The sequence below is a fragment of the Pseudoalteromonas sp. SG44-1 genome (assembly GCF_014164315.1).
Lineage (GTDB): Bacteria > Pseudomonadota > Gammaproteobacteria > Enterobacterales > Alteromonadaceae > Pseudoalteromonas > Pseudoalteromonas rhizosphaerae.
Window position 1 is genome coordinate 79,311 of record NZ_JACJEW010000002.1, and the last position, 16,708, is coordinate 96,018.

The following is a 16,708-nucleotide window of genomic DNA, read 5'->3' on the forward strand; positions in this document are numbered from 1 at the left end:
TGTATTATGCGTGTCAGTTAAACTAACACCTATAAATAACGAAAAACCGTCAACCTGCTTACAACATCGTAAGCCTACAGGAGAATTTGATGCTTAGACGCACAAAAATAGTCGCGACCCTTGGACCTGCAACCGATCGAGATAACAACTTAGAAAAAATAATCCGTGCTGGTGCAAACGTAGTGCGTTTGAATTTCTCACACGGCATTGCACAAGATCACAAAGACCGTGCCCAAGCTGTGCGTGACATTGCCAAAAAACTAGGCAAGCACATTGCTATTTTAGCCGATCTACAAGGCCCAAAAATTCGTGTGTCGACATTTAAAGATGGCAAAGTAACGCTATCTGTTGGTGCAAAATTTATTCTTGATGCAAAAATGGAAAAAGGCCTAGGCGATATCAACGCCGTTGGTATTGATTATAAAGAATTACCACAAGATGTTGCCCCTGGTGACTTACTACTTTTAAACGATGGTTTAATTCAATTAACAGTAGTAAATGTTGAAGGTCATTTAGTGCATACCACAGTAACTGTTGGTGGTGTGTTATCTAACAATAAAGGCATCAACCGCTTAGGTGGTGGTTTAACTGCTCCAGCCTTCACTGATAAAGATAAAGAAGATTTATTAACTGCAGCAGAAATTGATGTTGATTATATCGCAGTATCGTTCCCACGCAGTGGCGATGATATGCGTTATGTGCGTTCACTAGCTGAAGCTGCAGGCTCTAAAGCACAGCTTTTAGCTAAAATTGAGCGTGCTGAAGCCGTTGAAACGGTAGAAGCAGTTGATGATATTATCCTTGCTTCAGATGCAGTGATGGTTGCTCGTGGTGACTTAGGTGTTGAAATTGGTGATGCTGCCTTAATGGGTAAACAAAAACTCATTATCCGTCGTGCTCGCTCACTTAACCGTACCGTGATCACAGCAACACAAATGATGGAATCAATGATCGATAACCCAATGCCAACCCGTGCAGAAGTTATGGATGTTGCCAACGCAGTCCTTGATGGCACTGATGCGGTAATGCTTTCAGCTGAAACAGCGGCAGGCGATTACCCAGAAGAAACCGTGGCAACCATGGCGCGCGTTTGTTTAGGGGCAGAATCACAAAAAGAAACTCACGTTTCTAAGCATCGCTTAGATAGTCGTTTCTCTTCTAATGCAGAATCAATTGCATTGTCAGCTATGTATGCGGCAAACCATTTAGATTCAGTAAAAGCGATTATTACTTTAACTGAATCAGGTAGCACAGCAAAATTGATGTCACGTATCAGCTCTGGCTTACCTATTTATTCATTGTCTCGTCATGCCAGTACGCTTGGTCAAACAGCATTATATCGTGGTGTTTACCCGGTATTCTTTGACTCAACACAATGTGAAAAAGATAACATGGTAAAAGATGCCCTTAACACACTTGTGAATGCGGGCTCATTACAATCTGGCGATACTGTGATCATTACTCATGGTGATGCTATGGAAACGATTGGTGCAACCAACACTATGAAAATTGTTACTGTTGCTTAATTAACGCAGTTATAAAAAAACGCGAGCCAAGGCTCGCGTTTTTTATTTAAAACACATGGTTTAATTTACTTCGTTATATAACAGCTATTGAGCTCGTTTCTAAGTTAACTTGCTAACGCAGCTTTTACTTTATCGCGATAACTACGACTTACTTTTAATTCTTGGCCGTTATCAAGCACTAATAAATACTCACCACTTACCTGAGTTACAAGCTTGCTAATTTGTTTAGTATTTACTATCGCACTGCGGTGTACACGTACAAATAGCTGAGGATCAAGTTCCTGTTCTAGTTCTTTCATAGTTTTTCGTAAAATATGCGTTTGACCATCTTGGCAATGTAAACACATATAGTCACCAGCGGCATCAACCCATTGAATTGTCGCTACAGGTACACGGATTATTTCACCCTGCTCTTTCACCGCTAAAGATTCTGGGTAACGGCGATCTGTTAATGTATCGCCAGTTGCCAGTTTTTTCAAAATCTCTTCACAATTATTACCAGTAATTCCAGCTACAAAACTCGCCAATTTCTTTTTATGGGCGTTGTCTTGTTGCGTCTTCAAGTAGGTATGCACTTTTTCTACCGCCTGTTTTAGTCTGTTGTCGTCGACTGGTTTAAGGATATAATCTAAAGCATGGATCTCAAATGCTTTGACTGCGAACTGATCAAATGCGGTTACGAATACAATAGCTGGTAACGCTCTGACACTTTCACTGAGTGCTCTGGCAACCTCAAATCCATTCATTCCAGGCATTTGAATATCTAAAAAAACTAAATCTATTTTCCCTGCTTGGCATGCATCGATTGCCTCTTGGCCAGAGCTACATAATTTAATGACTTCGATATCATCAAACTCCTCTAGCCTTACAGCTAAGCCTCTACGGGCTAATGGTTCATCATCGACAATCAGGGTCTTAATCTTGCTCATTTCTTCACAGCCTTCTCAAACGGAACGCGCAGATTCACTTTCAATCCACTTGGCGTATTATGTGATAACACAAACGAATAGTTATTTTCATACAAAGTTTTCAGGCGGTCTTTCGTATTTGCCACCCCTACCCCTTGTGAATTAACTAATTGGCCATTAAGTAATTCAGTACCAGGGCCATTATCGCCTACTTCCAGTAATAGTTCATTAGCAAAAACTTGTGCTTTAATATCAATCACCCCACCTTCGATCAGATGAGCTATCGCATATTTAATCGCATTTTCGATGATCGGTTGCAATATTAAACTCGGCACTAATGCATTTTTTGCTTCATCACTGATTTGCACATTCACTTGCAACCGTTCATCAAAGCGTACTCGCTCTATTTCAAGATAAAGCATCAGTGCATGCAACTCTTGTTCAAGTGGGACTTTCTTTATCGGATCGGTATTGAGTGTATAACGTAAAAAGTCGCTCAATTTCGACACCATTAAATTAGCATCTTTATTCTCTTTTACCAAAATCAATGTAGATATAGCATTAAGAGTATTAAACAAAAAATGAGGATTTAATTGATAACGTAGCATCTTCAGTTGTGCTTCATGCGCCATCGTAGTAGCTTTTAGAGCTTTTTGGCGCTCACTTTGCAGTAGTTGATAATATTTAATGCCAAAGTACAAACCACTCCAACAAAGAATAATATAAACCGAATCTAAGCCTTGTTGTAGATAGTAAAACCACTCTGTAGGACGATAGCCATGGCGATAAATTTCCCATAAATTGAACTTTTGTATTACCGCCCATAAAGTCCCTGTAATGTACGAAGCGCCAAACACTACTAACATTAAAACCCAAGGAGATGCATTCCAGGCTTTGCGATACATATAACGCAATGGCACAGTCATTAAACAGCCGGCGTAAGCATTGAGTACGATCACAAATACATAAATATCGCGCATCTCAAAGACTTTAGAGCCAATGTAGTTAACAAGTGCATAACCGACCCAACCCGCAATCTGTAATACCCAGAAAAAGCGTTGACGGTTATCAACTAAGGATTGCCAATTCAAAATAGTTAATTACCTCATTTATTTGTAATTATTATATAGCGTTAGCGCGGTTGGGATCACTACCGACTATCTCGCTTTTCACGAGCCTTACCGCAAATAACTGTTGGTGAAAACTTTATTTTAGCCACAAAAAAAGGAGCCATAGGCTCCTTTTTAATACTTATTTTAAAAGCTTAAGCTGCCGCTAGGCCTTCTTTAGCTTTTGCAACAAGCGCTGCGAATGCAACTTGGTCATAAACAGCGATATCTGCAAGGATCTTACGATCGATTTCTACAGATGTCTTTTTAAGACCATTGATAAAACGGCTGTAAGACAGACCATTTTGACGTGAAGCAGCATTGATACGTGCAATCCATAATTGACGGAAAGTACGTTTCTTCGCACGACGGTCACGGTAAGCGTATTGACCCGCTTTAGTAACAGCCTGGAAAGCTACGCGGTAAACACGTGAACGTGCTCCGTAGTAACCTTTTGCTTGTTTTAAAACTTTTTTGTGACGTGCACGTGCGACAACGCCGCGTTTAACTCTTGCCATTTCTAAAAACCCCTATTAAGCGAATGGTAACATACGTGAAACTAGACCATGGTCGTTCTTATGAACCATCATCTTAGGACGTAGGTGTAACTTACGCTTAGAAGTTTTCTTAGTCAGAATGTGACGAAGATGCGCTTGTTTACGCTTGAAACCGCCAGAAGCAGTCTTTTTGAAACGCTTAGCCGCGCCTCTGTGACTTTTTAGCTTATAAGCCATTGCAATAACTCCAAATGTATTGCTTTAAAATTAGTAAGCAGGCGTGAGATATATTGCTATAGCTCCACTTTTAGGCCTAACTTACTGCCATATTCCGGTGAAAACCCAACATAAATGCTGCAGTTTTACTTTATTACCGGTTAGCACAGGTGAATATTTGCATATTACTTGGTGACCTGAGCTAAATTCGCTGCGTATCTTAGCTTGTTTATTGCTTTTTAGCAACAGGCGCCATCATCATAACCATTTGGCGACCTTCAACACGATTAGGGAAAGACTCAACAACTGCAAGCTCTTCCAAATCGCCTTTGATACGGTTTAATAATTCTATACCAATTTCTTGGTGGGCCATTTCACGACCACGGAAGCGGATGGTAATCTTAGCTTTATCGCCACCTTCTAAGAACTTACGTAAGTTGCGAAGCTTAACCTGATAATCACCTTCATCCGTGCCAGGACGGAATTTGATTTCTTTTATCTGGATTTGCTTTTGCTTCTTCTTCTGCTCTTTTAGTTCTTTGCTTTTTTCAAAGATGAACTTACCGTAGTCCATGATTCTACAAACAGGCGGCTCAGCATTTGGGCTAATCTCTACTAGATCAACACCAGCGGCATCAGCCATAGTTTGCGCGTCTTTTAATGACTGAATTCCAGCTTGCTCGCCTTCAATGTCAATTAAGCGAACTTCTTGAGCTGTAATTTCTTCGTTAATACGATTTTTTTGGGCTGTTTGTTGCCCTTTCTTGCCGCCTCTAATAGTACGTTCCTCCAAGAATATCAAATAATAAGCGTGTAGTTAGCAATTAAATGTATGCCCTACACGCAGAGTTTTTATAGTCGATTTTTAATTTCTTCGCTAATTTTAGCGACAAATTCATCAACATTAAATTTGCCCAAGTCTTCACCTGTGCGGGTACGTACTGCTACTTCTTGTTGTTCAACTTCTTTATCACCAACAACAAGTAAATAGGGGATACGTTTTAATGTATGTTCACGGATTTTAAAGCCAATCTTCTCATTTCTCAAGTCAGCAGCGGCTCTAATTCCAAGTTTATTTAATTTTTGTACAATTTCCTGCACATAAGCAGCTTGTTTATCAGTGATATTCATAATCACTACTTGCTTTGGTGCAAGCCAAGTCGGGAATAAACCCGCGTACTCTTCTGTAAGAATACCGATAAAGCGCTCGATAGAGCCCAATATTGCACGGTGGATCATAACAGGTGTACGACGTTCGTTGTTTTCAGCAACATAAGTTGCCCCTAAACGCCCTGGTAATGCAAAATCTAGTTGCACTGTACCACACTGCCACGCTCTGTCTAAGCAATCGTACAAAGTAAATTCAATTTTTGGACCGTAGAAAGCACCTTCACCCGGTAAATAATCAAATTCGATGTTATTTGCTTTCAGTGCATCAGCTAATGCAAGCTCTGCTTTGTCCCACATATGATCTTCGCCAATACGCTGTTCAGGGCGTGTTGACAGCTTCACCACAATTTTTTCAAAGCCGAATGTTTCGTACGTATCGTAAACCATTTGGATACACGCTGATACTTCGTCCATGATTTGCTCTTCAGTACAGAAGATATGGGCATCATCCTGAGTAAAGCCACGTACGCGCATTAGACCATGAAGTGCGCCTGACGGCTCGTTACGATGACAACAACCAAATTCAGCCATACGCAGTGGAAGATCACGGTACGATTTTAAACCTTGATTAAAGATCTGTACGTGACCTGGGCAGTTCATTGGTTTGATTGCGTATTCACGCTTTTCAGATTCAGTGGTAAACATTGCTTCTGAATACTTTTCCCAGTGACCTGATTTTTCCCACAAAGAACGATCCATCATCATTGGACCTTTTACTTCTTCGTACTGGTACTCGCGTAACTTTTCACGCACAAACTCTTCAAGTTCACGGTAAATGCTCCACCCATCGTTGTGCCAAAACACCATGCCTGGCGCTTCTTCTTGCCAATGCCATAAATCAAGTGCTTTACCAATACGACGGTGATCACGTTTTTCGGCTTCTTCTAAACGTTGTAAGTAGGCTTTAAGTTGCTTTTTATCGCCCCATGCAGTGCCATAAATACGCTGCAACATTTTATTATCTGAATCGCCACGCCAGTAAGCACCGGCTACTTTCATTATTTTGAAATGTTGGCAAAAACGCATGTTCGGTACATGTGGACCACGACACATATCGATGTATTCTTCGTGGTGATATAATCCTGGACGGTCATCTTTAGCAATGTTTTCGTCAAGGATTTGAATTTTGTACATTTCGCCGCGCGCTGCAAATGCATCACGGGCTTCTTGCCAGCTTACGGTTTTCTTAACCACGTCGTAGTTTGTTTTAGCAAGTTGCAACATGCGCTTTTCAATAGCTTCTAAGTCATCTTGACTTAATGAATGTTCCATATCGATATCATAGTAAAAACCATTATCAATCGTTGGACCAATTGCCATTTTTGCATCAGGAAACAGTTGCTTAACTGCATGACCAATCAAGTGAGCACATGAGTGACGAATTATTTCTAAGCCGTCATCATCTTTTGCGGTGATGATTTCAAGGCGAGAATCGTCAGAAATTAAATCACAGGCATCAACACGAGTGCCATTAACACGACCAGCGATAGTGGCTTTTGCTAAGCCTGGGCCGATATCATTGGCTACATCAAGTGTACTTACAGGGTTTTCAAAACTACGCTGACTGCCGTCAGGAAGAGTAATAACTGGCATTATAAGTCCTTACTACAGTGGTGACGCCTACAATGCATCACATGTATTTATTAAATTAAAATGAATAACTCGACAACGCTTTTACGAATAAGCATTGTTAATTTTAACCGTATTTGGTTAATGTATTTGTTGAGTCTTAGCAAACACAAGCAGTTATTGTCGCGTTTGGAGCCACTAAATACAAGTATTTAGCCAGACAAATTGACAAATAACCCTCGCATTTCATACTTAATTTAATTTCAGCTGTTGGATAACCTAATGACGACGTCTAATCGTATCCGTTTTGCCACTTTAAATTTACTTAATTTTACGGCGCCACCTTATTCTTTTTATCAATTACATGAACGTTACAACGCAACGCAATGGCGGCAAAAACAGCAATTTATCACTGACTTTCTACAGCAAAGTCAAGCAACGGTTGTTGCTTTCCAAGAGGTGTTTAGCCCCAAAGAATTGGCTATTTTGTGTAAAGAGCAAGGCTATGACTATTTTGCTACTGTTGCCAGTCCACGCAGTGATCATCTCTATCCACAGGTGTTATTTAACCCTGTGGTGGCGATTGCCGCGAAAATCCCTTTTCAAGCGTGTCACGAACTCACCCCTTGCCCAGAACTACTTGAGTACTTAAATAATCAAAATGAATTTAAATTTAATCGCACACCTATTAAATGCAGTTTTGATGTACCTGAATTTGGTGATTTAACCTGCTATGTGGTGCACTTTAAATCACAACGGGTGCATTCAATGGCGCATATTTTAAACATTCATAATCAAGACGATCCCTTATTAAATCTATTACAACAAACCGTTGGCATGATGCAATCGCAAATATCACGCTCACTGGAAGCTTCGATTGTTTATTATGATGCGCTAAAAACCCAGCGTGAAAAAAACTGTGCAACATTAGTAATGGGGGATTTTAACGACAATATTGACAGCCCTGCGCTGTCATTCATGACCCAAGGATTTCACCCTACTCGTTGCGAGCCCTGTTTAGAGCTTGAACAACCCATTGTAGGATTAACTGATTCGTTTGCATTAAGCAGTGAATCAGCAAATGGTAAAGTAAAACCAGCAACACATTACTATCAAGGTCGTGGCAATGTGCTTGATTATATTTTGACCTCAGGACACTTTAATACTGATTGTGCATTATCGCGGATAAAATCGTTGCACTATCTAAGCTTTGATAAACACTTAAATCCAAACCAAATTGATGAAGATATCTGCGTAAGCGACCACAGCGGCATTGGGATTGAAATCGGTTTTTAAAATGCACTGTTTTTAAGGCGTTTAATTGATATAATGCTGCCCAAATTAGTTATTTAGAGAATGACAATGAGAACATGCGGTGTAGAAATTACCGGTAGTGACGTACTACTGTGTATTTTAACAAAAGATAACGATGTATTTGATATACGAGATATTCGCCAAACTCGCTTTACCTTAGGTAATGGTAATGACACTGAAGTAATGCGTAAATTCCAATTTGATTTTGCGAAACTTATGCAGGACTATCAAATTGACTCAGTTGCTATTCGTCAACGTGCGCCTAAAGGTAAATTTGCCGGTAGTGCGAACGGTTTCAAAATGGAAACTGCAATTCAATTGATCCCTGAGCTGAGTGTTTATTTATTCAGCACAACCGAGATCAAAGAGCAATTAAAACGTAATCCTATTCCTATTGATTTCGCTGAAACGGGGCTTAAAAAGTACCAAGAAAATGCGTTTGTAAATGCATATGTACATTTAATGAAAAAAACCTACCGCAGCGAAGAACTTTAATTTTCAATTAAAGTTCAATTTATAATCAGATACTACGCTAGTGTGTACTGCAATGTTTTTGTTGTAGCTACAGCTAGCGTTTTTTATTGCCTAATATTTATCATTTTTATTACTACATTGGTCGTATAGCGCTTTCATTTGTCGACAATCTGTGTTTTTCTAACTAAGTAGACTCTCACAACATTGACACGGAGACCGTACATGCAAATAAGTAACAATAATACAACTGCAACCGATGCGAATAAAACAGTCAAAGATGCAGCAGGCTTAGAGCATAGCTACTATAAAGGAGCACAAAGCCCAGCATTGATCAATAAAACCATAGGTGATTACTTCGACTCCATTGTCGACAATAACCCAGACCACCCTGCAATAGTACTGCATCATCAAAACATTCGTTTAAGCTATAAAGAATATCAGCAGCAGATCAACCAGCTGGCAATGGGGTTACTGGCTTTAGGTGTAAAACCAGGTGATCGTGTTGGTATCTGGTCACCAAACAACCTTGAGTGGTGCTTAACCCAATTTGCGACCGCCAAAATTGGCGCAATCATGGTCTGTATTAACCCAGCGTATCGTCCAAACGAACTACAATTTGCACTAAATTCAGTCGAGTGTTCAACTCTTATAACCGCTTCAAGTTTCAAAGCCAGTAATTACCTAGGCATGCTTAATGAATTACTGCCCGAACTTGCCGCTGCAAAAGCTGGGCAACTGCAGGCAAAAAACCTCCCCTATTTAAAAAATATTATTCGCATTGGTGATGAGCCTGCCGCAGGCATGTTTAGTTTTAGTCAAGTTATGACAATGCCAACGGCCGCCCACCGCGTTGAGCTCAACGCCATTGGTGCAACTTTGCAACCAGATCAAGATATCAACATTCAGTTTACCTCCGGCACAACAGGCAATCCTAAAGGCGCTACGCTCTCCCATAAAAACATTTTAAATAATGGTTTTCTTATGGCTAATGCAATGCGCTTAACTGCAGATGATAAGCTGTGTATTCCAGTGCCGTTATATCACTGTTTTGGAATGGTATTAGGTAATTTAGTATGTATAAGTAAAGGAGCTACGGCAGTATTTCCGGGAGATTCTTTTGATCCAACAATCACGCTTGAGGTGGTTGAAAAAGAACGCTGTACTGCACTGCATGGCGTACCGACTATGTTTATTGCTGAACTGGAACTAAAAGATTTTGCTCGTTTTGACTTATCCAGTTTACGTACGGGTATCATGGCAGGCTCGACGTGTCCTGAGCAAGTAATGCGTAAAGTACAATCGCTGATGCATATGAATGAAGTTGTTATCGGTTACGGTCAAACGGAATGTAGTCCCATTAATAATGCCACGGAGATTGACTCATCCATTGAAAAACAAGTTACTACCGTCGGCCGCGCGCTGGCGCATACAGAAGTAAAAATTATTGACGAAGTGGGTAATATACAAAAAATAGGGCTTGCTGGCGAAGTATGCAGCCGTGGTGCGGGTATTATGCGTTGCTATTGGAATGATGAAGAAAAAACCGCCGCAACTATCGATAAAGAAGGCTGGCTACACTCTGGTGATTTAGGTGTAATGGATGCGGAAGGTTTTGTTGCAATAGTGGGCAGAATTAAAGATATGATCATTCGTGGTGGCGAAAATATCTACCCGCGCGAAATTGAAGAAGTACTTTACACTTACCCTGGCGTGCAAGATGCTGCTATTTTTGGCATCAGTGACGACAAGTACGGCGAAGAAGTATGTGCTTGGGTGCAGCCTAAAGATGATGCCGTGTTAACAGAGCAAGAAATTCGCAGCTTCTTAAAAGATAAATTAGCTTATTTTAAAATACCAAAACACATTCAATTTGTTGAAAGTTACCCTATGACGGTTACCGGAAAACTGCAAAAATTTAAAATGCGCGAACAAATGCAAGCACAATTAAAAGACAACGCGTTTTCATAATTAGCCAAAGCTCACGTTAGTTAATAACGCCCAATGTAATTTAAAACCTTGGGCGTATTATAAGATTAATAGCTTAACAGACCTATTCTGGCGGTTTTAAAAAATACGTTTGCGCTAATGCATTATGAATGCCCGCTAATTCAATTTGAATTTGATCCATATAATTGTGTAAGTGGCCATTTTTAAGCGCTCTTACATCTTTAGCTTTCAATTGTTTTACCACTGCATCTATTAAATTTATAATCTCTGTAGAATTTGGCAAAGGTGAAATCAGCGTTTTCAGCTCTATTAAGCAAAACAAAATTGACCGTGGAAATACTTCACTGTGCATCACGAATTCTAATACATCAGCACGTTGCACCCGTACGCTCATCTCTTGTCGATACATTTGATAAGCACTAAGCGAGCGCAATAAGCTGATCCACTGAATATTTTCATAAGGTTTTGCTTCATCGCTGGTGATCAACGTCTCTGAACGAATGTCTAATATTCGTGACGTCATATCAGCACGTTCTATTAACGACCCAAAGCGGATAAACGTAAAACCATGGTCATGGTTAATAGTCGCATCTAAAGCACCAAAGATTTGATGGGCTGATTCGATGATTTTCTTTAGATAAGCAAATCGGCCACGCTTAGCAAGCCCTTCTTTTTGATTATCTTTTACATAGTAATAAAGGGAGTTAATTTCTTCCCATACATCGCGAGGCATTACGTCTCGGATCGTCCGAGCGCTCTCTCTTGCATAGATAATAGAATTTAAAATAGACGAGCCATTATCACTACCTACAAGTAAATAACGCAGCGCTTTTTGCTCTGTGTAATCAGCGTGTTTATCTTCATACGCCTGACGCGCGCCAATAATATCTATTAATGGCTCCCAGCCTGTACATACGCCTTTAGGTAAATCCAACATCAGCATGTTGTTGACATTAATTAACCGTGCAACATTTTCTGCACGTTCAACGTAACGAGCTACCCAATATAAAGTTTCACCTACTCTTGATAACATATTATTTAGCCTCTTCGTCAACAATCCAGGTATCTTTACTACCACCGCCTTGAGATGAATTTACCACTAATGAACCTTTCACCATCGCAACACGAGTAAGGCCACCAGTAGTGATCTGTGTGTCTTTACCTGACGATAATATAAACGGTCTCAAGTCAACGTGACGTCCATCAGGCTCTGTGCCGTCAAGGGTCGGAACCGTAGACAAATCAAGAGTTGGTTGCGCTACCCAATTCCGTGGATCGGCTTTTATTTGTGCAATGGTTGCTTGTTGCTCTTTTTTAGTCGATTTAGGACCAATCAATAAACCATAGCCACCCGACTCGTTTGCAGGTTTGACAACTAGTTTATCGATATTTTTAATAACATAATCACATTCTTTAGGATCTAAACACTTATAGGTTGGCACATTTTCGATCTTGGGTTCTTCATCCAAGTAATATTTTATGATGTCAGGTACATAGGCATAAACCACCTTATCATCCGCAACCCCTGCACCGGGTGCATTGACTAACGCCACATTACCTTTCGACCATGCTCGCATTAAACCGGGTACACCTAATTGTGATTCAGGTAAAAAAGCGTCGGGATCTAAGAATAAATCGTCGATGCGTCGATAAATTACATCAACGCGTTGCAAGCCTGTAATTGTGCGCATATAGACACAGTCGTCTTTTTCGACTACTAAATCACGCCCCTCTACTAATTCACAGCCCATCTCTTGAGCAAGGTAACAATGTTCAAAATAGGCGGAGTTAAATACACCGGGTGTTAATACCACTACTTCAGGCTTATCGTCTGGACGAGGTGACATTGCTGCCAACATATCAAACAGTTGTGAAGGATAATCATCAACTGGTAAAATCGACACTTGTTCGAATAACTCAGGGAAAACACGTTTCATCACTGAGCGGTTCTCAAGCATATAAGACACCCCAGACGGCACCCGTAAGTTATCTTCGAGTACAAACATAGTGCCATTTCCATCGCGCACTAAATCGGAGCCGCAGATATGCGCCCATATATTATTTGGCGGAGTAATTCCAACACATTGAGAGCGAAAGTTAACTGATTTTTCGAGTAAGCCTTTTGGAAAAATACCGTCTTTTATTATTTTTTGATCATGGTATAAATCATTTATAAACAGATTCAACGCTTCAACACGCTGTTTTAAACCTACCTCAACAGTTTGCCATTCTTTTTTACCAATAGTGCGCGGAATAATGTCAAACGGCCACGCTCTATCGATCATATTGCCTTCATTATAAACTGTAAAAGTAATGCCCATTTCTTTTATGGCTAGATCGGCAACAGCTCTGGCTTTAACTAATTCTTCTTTTGATAAGCTAGAAAAAAACTGTGCTAACTGTTTACCATGCGTTCGAATATTTCCTTGTGCGTCTATTAATTCATCAAAAAAGCCATTTGTTTGATATGCTTTCCAGTCAATTTTCATACATCCTTCCGCCTTATCCATTATTAATATTGAGTTGTTTTAATCACTCCAATCGAATCATATCAACCGCTACATCAAGCAATTGTGTACCGCCACCAAAAACAACGCCTTTCAAAGGAGTGACATCAGAAAAATCACGGCCAACAGCAAGTGTTATATGCTGCTCATTAGGCATAACATTGTTTGTTGGATCAAAGTCTACCCAACCAAACCTTGGCACAAACACAGAAAACCATGCATGGGTCGCATCTGCACCAGCTAACTTTTCTTCCCCCTCGGGAGGCATTGTTTCTATATACCCGCTAACATAACGTGCTGCTAAACCAATACTGCGTAAGCACGCTATCGCAAAATGTGCAAAATCTTGGCAAACGCCCCTTTTTTGTGCAAAAACAACACTCAAAGGCGTACTAATCGTAGTAAAACCGGGATCATACTGAAACTCATGAAAAATCCGTGCCATGAGATCTTTACAGCCGCAAATCAAGCTAATATCAGCTAAAAACGACGTTAAAGCGTATTCCTTTATACCCTGTACAAAAGGAGTATATTGAGATGGCAAAATAAACTCCGATGTTTTTAACAGCTGATATGTATTTGGCTTTGCGACGATATCGCGAGCCTCTTGCCAAGGCATATCAGTGTCGACGAGGTTAATATTTGCACTTAATAAAAGTTCCACTTCACTGGTCATAGTCACTTTCAGTTTTTTATGCTGAGTGGCTATTTCAAACGCGGTCACTTTATTATCAAAATAATCCGTAAATTCTTGTAGATAATTTGCCGGCGGCTCAATATCTATGCGACTACTGTGGCATATCTGGGCACGATTTGTTTTTGGTGTTAACCGTGCTTGGTTTTGACACAAGCTAACAAAATCGGCATAACTGTAAGTTGTGGAATGCTTTATTTTATATTTCACGATTGAGCTTGCTCAATATTAGTCCAATTCAATTTATTCGCCGTTTGTGTATGAGAAAAATACTGCAATAATAATACATCACAAAAGGTATTTAAGTTCAGGCGAATATTATGGTTAAACTCGATTAACTGTTTACGAACTCCAGCGTCCGTCCTTTGCAGGTAGTCTTTTTCTGTGACATAGCAACTCGTTTTAGAAAGTAAAATTGCTTTTTCATGTGCTGCTATCACTCCCTGTCTGCGTTTAGTCGGTAAATGCTTGCATAACTGGTTTATTTGCTCTAACTGAAAAAGTAATGAGCGAGGGTATTCTGCATCAAGTAATAATAGCTCAAGCCCAGTACCTATACTTTGATACATTCTATAGCGACGTTTATGGGTCACTAAGCTAACTTGACTACTCAAAACCGCTTCGAGTAAACCAAGCTCTTCAGCTTGCTCGAGTTCTTGCGTTAATAAAGCCCCTGTTAATGAGGTGATTTGTAAGCTGCGCTCAATCCTGCGACCCATCTCAAGTAAAAACCAGCCATTGCTGTTTGGCATACAATCCACTAACGAGCCATTAAAGGCCATGATCAAACCAATCACTTTATCTAAAATACTTTGCATCGCACGTGATGAAATATTGATATTGATATGCTTTAGCACTTTAACTTGTTCATTGATTTCATCAATAATACGACGACTATCATGGGACAATAATTCTTGGATCTGTACTGATGCATTCGCTAAATAATGTAACGTATTTATTATACTACCCGCGCGTAGCTCATCAGCGAGTAAAGCAAACGCTGTTTGCTTAGACACTGCGCTATCAAATTCTTCAAGCTTGATAGCTTGCTCTACATAAGGGTAGACAATATGCTGAGCGCTGATAGCAGCCAACAAACGAGCAACAGTACTGCGGCGTATTAAATCTGGATAAATAGCCAACTCAGTGTAACGATCAATAAAGATACGTAATATTCTTATGGTATTTTCACAGCGCTCTAAATAACGACCGAGCCAAAATAAATGTTCTGCAGTACGACTTGATATAACCCCTTCAAGTAAGCTTACATCCATTCTTTTTTTAATTGGTGTTGGTACACTTTGCTCAGTTAAATCAATATCTTTACTGGTATTTATCCAAGTATCTTTGAGCCAACCAGCGCCCTTAGCGTTAGCACTATTTTGATAAGAGAAACACAGTGCCGATGGCAGCACTTCGATGCCATTTTCTGTGGTTAATACATAACACCTAAATACCACAGGTTTTGCAATTAACTTACCGTCATCCCAAAATGGTGCGCTACTAAATGCGGGTTTATCTTGAAAATAATAATCGCTAGGTTGCTTAGTTATAAGTTGTTTAATTTTATCCGCGTCTAAATGGCCATCAAGTGTTAGTTTAGGATCTTTATAACTACCAAACACTAACTGTGACCAATCCGATGATTTAACATCTTCAATGCTGTGGTACTTAGGGCAATCTAGTAATAATGGTTGTTGTAAAAGTTGCTCTGATAGCTGGGCTAAATTACATTGTATTGCTGGTGATGAGAGTACCCCGCTACCAAAAGGATTTAATACTTTTACTGAGCCCTCACGTACAGCTTGTAATAAGCCTGGAATACCATGTAACGAGTATTGTGTTTGTTCAAGTGAATCGATACTTTGATCTGGGATCCAACGTAAAATCACATTGATTTTCCCCAACCCTTGTAATGACTTTAAACACACTTCGCCATTACGCACTGTTAAATCAGCGCTTTGCACTAAAGTATAGCCAAAGTAAGTAGATAGAAACGCATGCTCGTTATAATTTGGATCATCGATCCCTTGAGTTAAAATAACAATACGAGGATCATCCATATAATGAATAAACTCGTTAATGCCTTCTTGAAACAAATTTAAAAACTCTTTAATTTGTTGCACGTTGCATTCAGCAAACTCTTCAGCCATAACGCGCCTAGCTATAATGCGGTTTTTAAGCAATAGCCCTAGACCTAACGGACATTGGCAATGATCAGCTAAGACTTTAAATTCACCCGATGGTGCGCGATACACATCAACCGCTGTAAAAAACAGTTTTAGCTCATCACTTGGTAAGCTAAATCCTTCACGTAAGTAATGACTATCTTGGTACAGCTGCTGCGGTGATATTTTCCCACTCAAAAGTAGCTTTTGCTCAGAATAAACATCTTGTTGGATCTTATTAAGTAATAAAGTTCGCTGTTTTATGCCTTGCTCTAACGTATTCCAATCTGCTCGAGAAAACATAAAAGGCAGTGGATCGAAGTGCCACTGTTGATTACTCTCACTTTTAATATTGCCATTTTGCAAAAGTTGCGTAATTTCAATGGCACGACTACTTACATCTTCAGCGGTTAAACTTGCTAAACGATTAAATAAAGTATCCCAATGCTCAGGGTTTAAGCCACTGTGATCCGCCAATTCATCATGACCGTGGCGTTTATCAAGGTATAAAGACAACCAATTAGGCAGCTCTGGCATCGTATTATTATTAATGTACAAGCTAAAAGCGCTCCGCTATAAAAAGTAAACTATCATTCTAGTTCAATTTGT

14 protein-coding genes are annotated in these 16,708 nt (G+C 39.9%); 4 read left to right on the forward strand and 10 right to left on the reverse strand.

What is annotated here, in order from left to right:
• Nucleotides 1-89 precede the first annotated feature (89 nt).
• On the forward strand, nt 90-1,526 hold the full coding sequence (gene pyk, locus H5187_RS01410; RefSeq protein ID WP_149982500.1) for a pyruvate kinase: 1,437 nt from the start codon (nt 90-92) through the stop codon (nt 1,524-1,526).
• 104 nt (nt 1,527-1,630) lie between these two features.
• Here pyk and H5187_RS01415 read toward each other — a convergent pair whose 3' ends face one another.
• The 6 genes from H5187_RS01415 to thrS all read right to left on the reverse strand — a co-directional run bounded on the left by H5187_RS01415 (nt 1,631) and on the right by thrS (nt 7,019).
• Entirely contained in the window at nt 1,631-2,455 is an 825-nt protein-coding gene (locus H5187_RS01415) for a LytTR family DNA-binding domain-containing protein (protein ID WP_149982501.1), read from the reverse strand.
• Entirely contained in the window at nt 2,452-3,525 is a 1,074-nt protein-coding gene (locus H5187_RS01420) for a sensor histidine kinase (RefSeq protein WP_149982502.1), read from the reverse strand. Before H5187_RS01420 ends, H5187_RS01415 begins: the two co-directional genes overlap by 4 nt.
• Before the next feature lie 173 nt (nt 3,526-3,698).
• Nucleotides 3,699-4,061, reverse strand: coding sequence for a 50S ribosomal protein L20 (gene rplT, locus H5187_RS01425; RefSeq protein ID WP_008110477.1), 363 nt, complete (start codon nt 4,059-4,061; stop codon nt 3,699-3,701).
• 15 nt (nt 4,062-4,076) lie between these two features.
• The gene (gene rpmI, locus H5187_RS01430; RefSeq protein WP_004587840.1) at nt 4,077-4,277 is read right to left on the reverse strand and encodes a 50S ribosomal protein L35; all 201 of its coding nucleotides are present in this window, start codon (nt 4,275-4,277) and stop codon (nt 4,077-4,079) included.
• A gap of 208 nt (nt 4,278-4,485) precedes the next feature.
• A complete protein-coding gene (gene infC / locus H5187_RS01435) occupies nt 4,486-5,049 on the reverse strand; it encodes a translation initiation factor IF-3 (protein WP_145233176.1) in 564 nt (187 codons plus the stop codon).
• A 59-nt stretch (nt 5,050-5,108) separates the two neighbouring features.
• Nucleotides 5,109-7,019 carry a threonine--tRNA ligase gene (gene thrS, locus H5187_RS01440; protein ID WP_145233174.1) on the reverse strand — a complete coding sequence of 637 codons (1,911 nt, stop codon included), beginning with the start codon at nt 7,017-7,019 and terminating at the stop codon, nt 5,109-5,111.
• Nucleotides 7,020-7,277: 258 nt separating this feature from the next.
• Here thrS and H5187_RS01445 point away from each other — a divergent pair, with 258 nt between their 5' ends.
• From H5187_RS01445 to H5187_RS01455, 3 genes are all read left to right on the forward strand, one after another.
• On the forward strand, nt 7,278-8,291 hold the full coding sequence (locus H5187_RS01445) for an endonuclease/exonuclease/phosphatase family protein (RefSeq protein WP_182717438.1): 1,014 nt from the start codon (nt 7,278-7,280) through the stop codon (nt 8,289-8,291).
• Nucleotides 8,292-8,357: 66 nt separating this feature from the next.
• Nucleotides 8,358-8,804: a DUF3010 family protein gene (locus tag H5187_RS01450; RefSeq protein ID WP_145233170.1), complete on the forward strand. Its 447-nt coding sequence runs from the start codon at nt 8,358-8,360 to the stop codon at nt 8,802-8,804.
• 201 nt (nt 8,805-9,005) lie between these two features.
• Entirely contained in the window at nt 9,006-10,751 is a 1,746-nt protein-coding gene (locus H5187_RS01455; RefSeq protein WP_182717437.1) for an AMP-binding protein, read from the forward strand.
• An 82-nt stretch (nt 10,752-10,833) separates the two neighbouring features.
• Here the strand turns inward: H5187_RS01455 and H5187_RS01460 are convergent, their stop codons facing one another.
• The 4 genes from H5187_RS01460 to H5187_RS01475 are packed head-to-tail and all read right to left on the reverse strand — an operon-like array spanning nt 10,834 to nt 16,657.
• Nucleotides 10,834-11,763 carry an alpha-E domain-containing protein gene (locus tag H5187_RS01460; RefSeq protein ID WP_182717436.1) on the reverse strand — a complete coding sequence of 310 codons (930 nt, stop codon included), beginning with the start codon at nt 11,761-11,763 and terminating at the stop codon, nt 10,834-10,836.
• Nucleotide 11,764: 1 nt separating this feature from the next.
• Entirely contained in the window at nt 11,765-13,219 is a 1,455-nt protein-coding gene (locus H5187_RS01465; protein WP_182717435.1) for a circularly permuted type 2 ATP-grasp protein, read from the reverse strand.
• Nucleotides 13,220-13,262: 43 nt separating this feature from the next.
• On the reverse strand, nt 13,263-14,141 hold the full coding sequence (locus H5187_RS01470) for a transglutaminase family protein (RefSeq protein WP_145233166.1): 879 nt from the start codon (nt 14,139-14,141) through the stop codon (nt 13,263-13,265).
• Nucleotides 14,138-16,657, reverse strand: coding sequence for a circularly permuted type 2 ATP-grasp protein (locus H5187_RS01475; protein ID WP_182797476.1), 2,520 nt, complete (start codon nt 16,655-16,657; stop codon nt 14,138-14,140). The genes H5187_RS01470 and H5187_RS01475 overlap by 4 nt, the downstream gene beginning before the upstream one ends.
• Nucleotides 16,658-16,708: the final 51 nt, after the last annotated feature.

What these genes read in the sequence shown, in the direction of transcription:
- pyk (WP_149982500.1), top strand. Translation starts at nt 90, where the DNA reads ATGCTTAGACGCACAAAAATAGTCGCGACCCTTGGACCTGCAACCGAT.
- H5187_RS01415 (WP_149982501.1), bottom strand. Translation starts at nt 2,455, where the DNA reads ATGAGCAAGATTAAGACCCTGATTGTCGATGATGAACCATTAGCCCGT.
- rplT (WP_008110477.1), bottom strand. Translation starts at nt 4,061, where the DNA reads ATGGCAAGAGTTAAACGCGGCGTTGTCGCACGTGCACGTCACAAAAAA.
- rpmI (WP_004587840.1), bottom strand. Translation starts at nt 4,277, where the DNA reads ATGGCTTATAAGCTAAAAAGTCACAGAGGCGCGGCTAAGCGTTTCAAA.
- thrS (WP_145233174.1), bottom strand. Translation starts at nt 7,019, where the DNA reads ATGCCAGTTATTACTCTTCCTGACGGCAGTCAGCGTAGTTTTGAAAAC.
- H5187_RS01445 (WP_182717438.1), top strand. Translation starts at nt 7,278, where the DNA reads ATGACGACGTCTAATCGTATCCGTTTTGCCACTTTAAATTTACTTAAT.
- H5187_RS01450 (WP_145233170.1), top strand. Translation starts at nt 8,358, where the DNA reads ATGAGAACATGCGGTGTAGAAATTACCGGTAGTGACGTACTACTGTGT.
- H5187_RS01455 (WP_182717437.1), top strand. Translation starts at nt 9,006, where the DNA reads ATGCAAATAAGTAACAATAATACAACTGCAACCGATGCGAATAAAACA.
- H5187_RS01460 (WP_182717436.1), bottom strand. Translation starts at nt 11,763, where the DNA reads ATGTTATCAAGAGTAGGTGAAACTTTATATTGGGTAGCTCGTTACGTT.
- H5187_RS01465 (WP_182717435.1), bottom strand. Translation starts at nt 13,219, where the DNA reads ATGAAAATTGACTGGAAAGCATATCAAACAAATGGCTTTTTTGATGAA.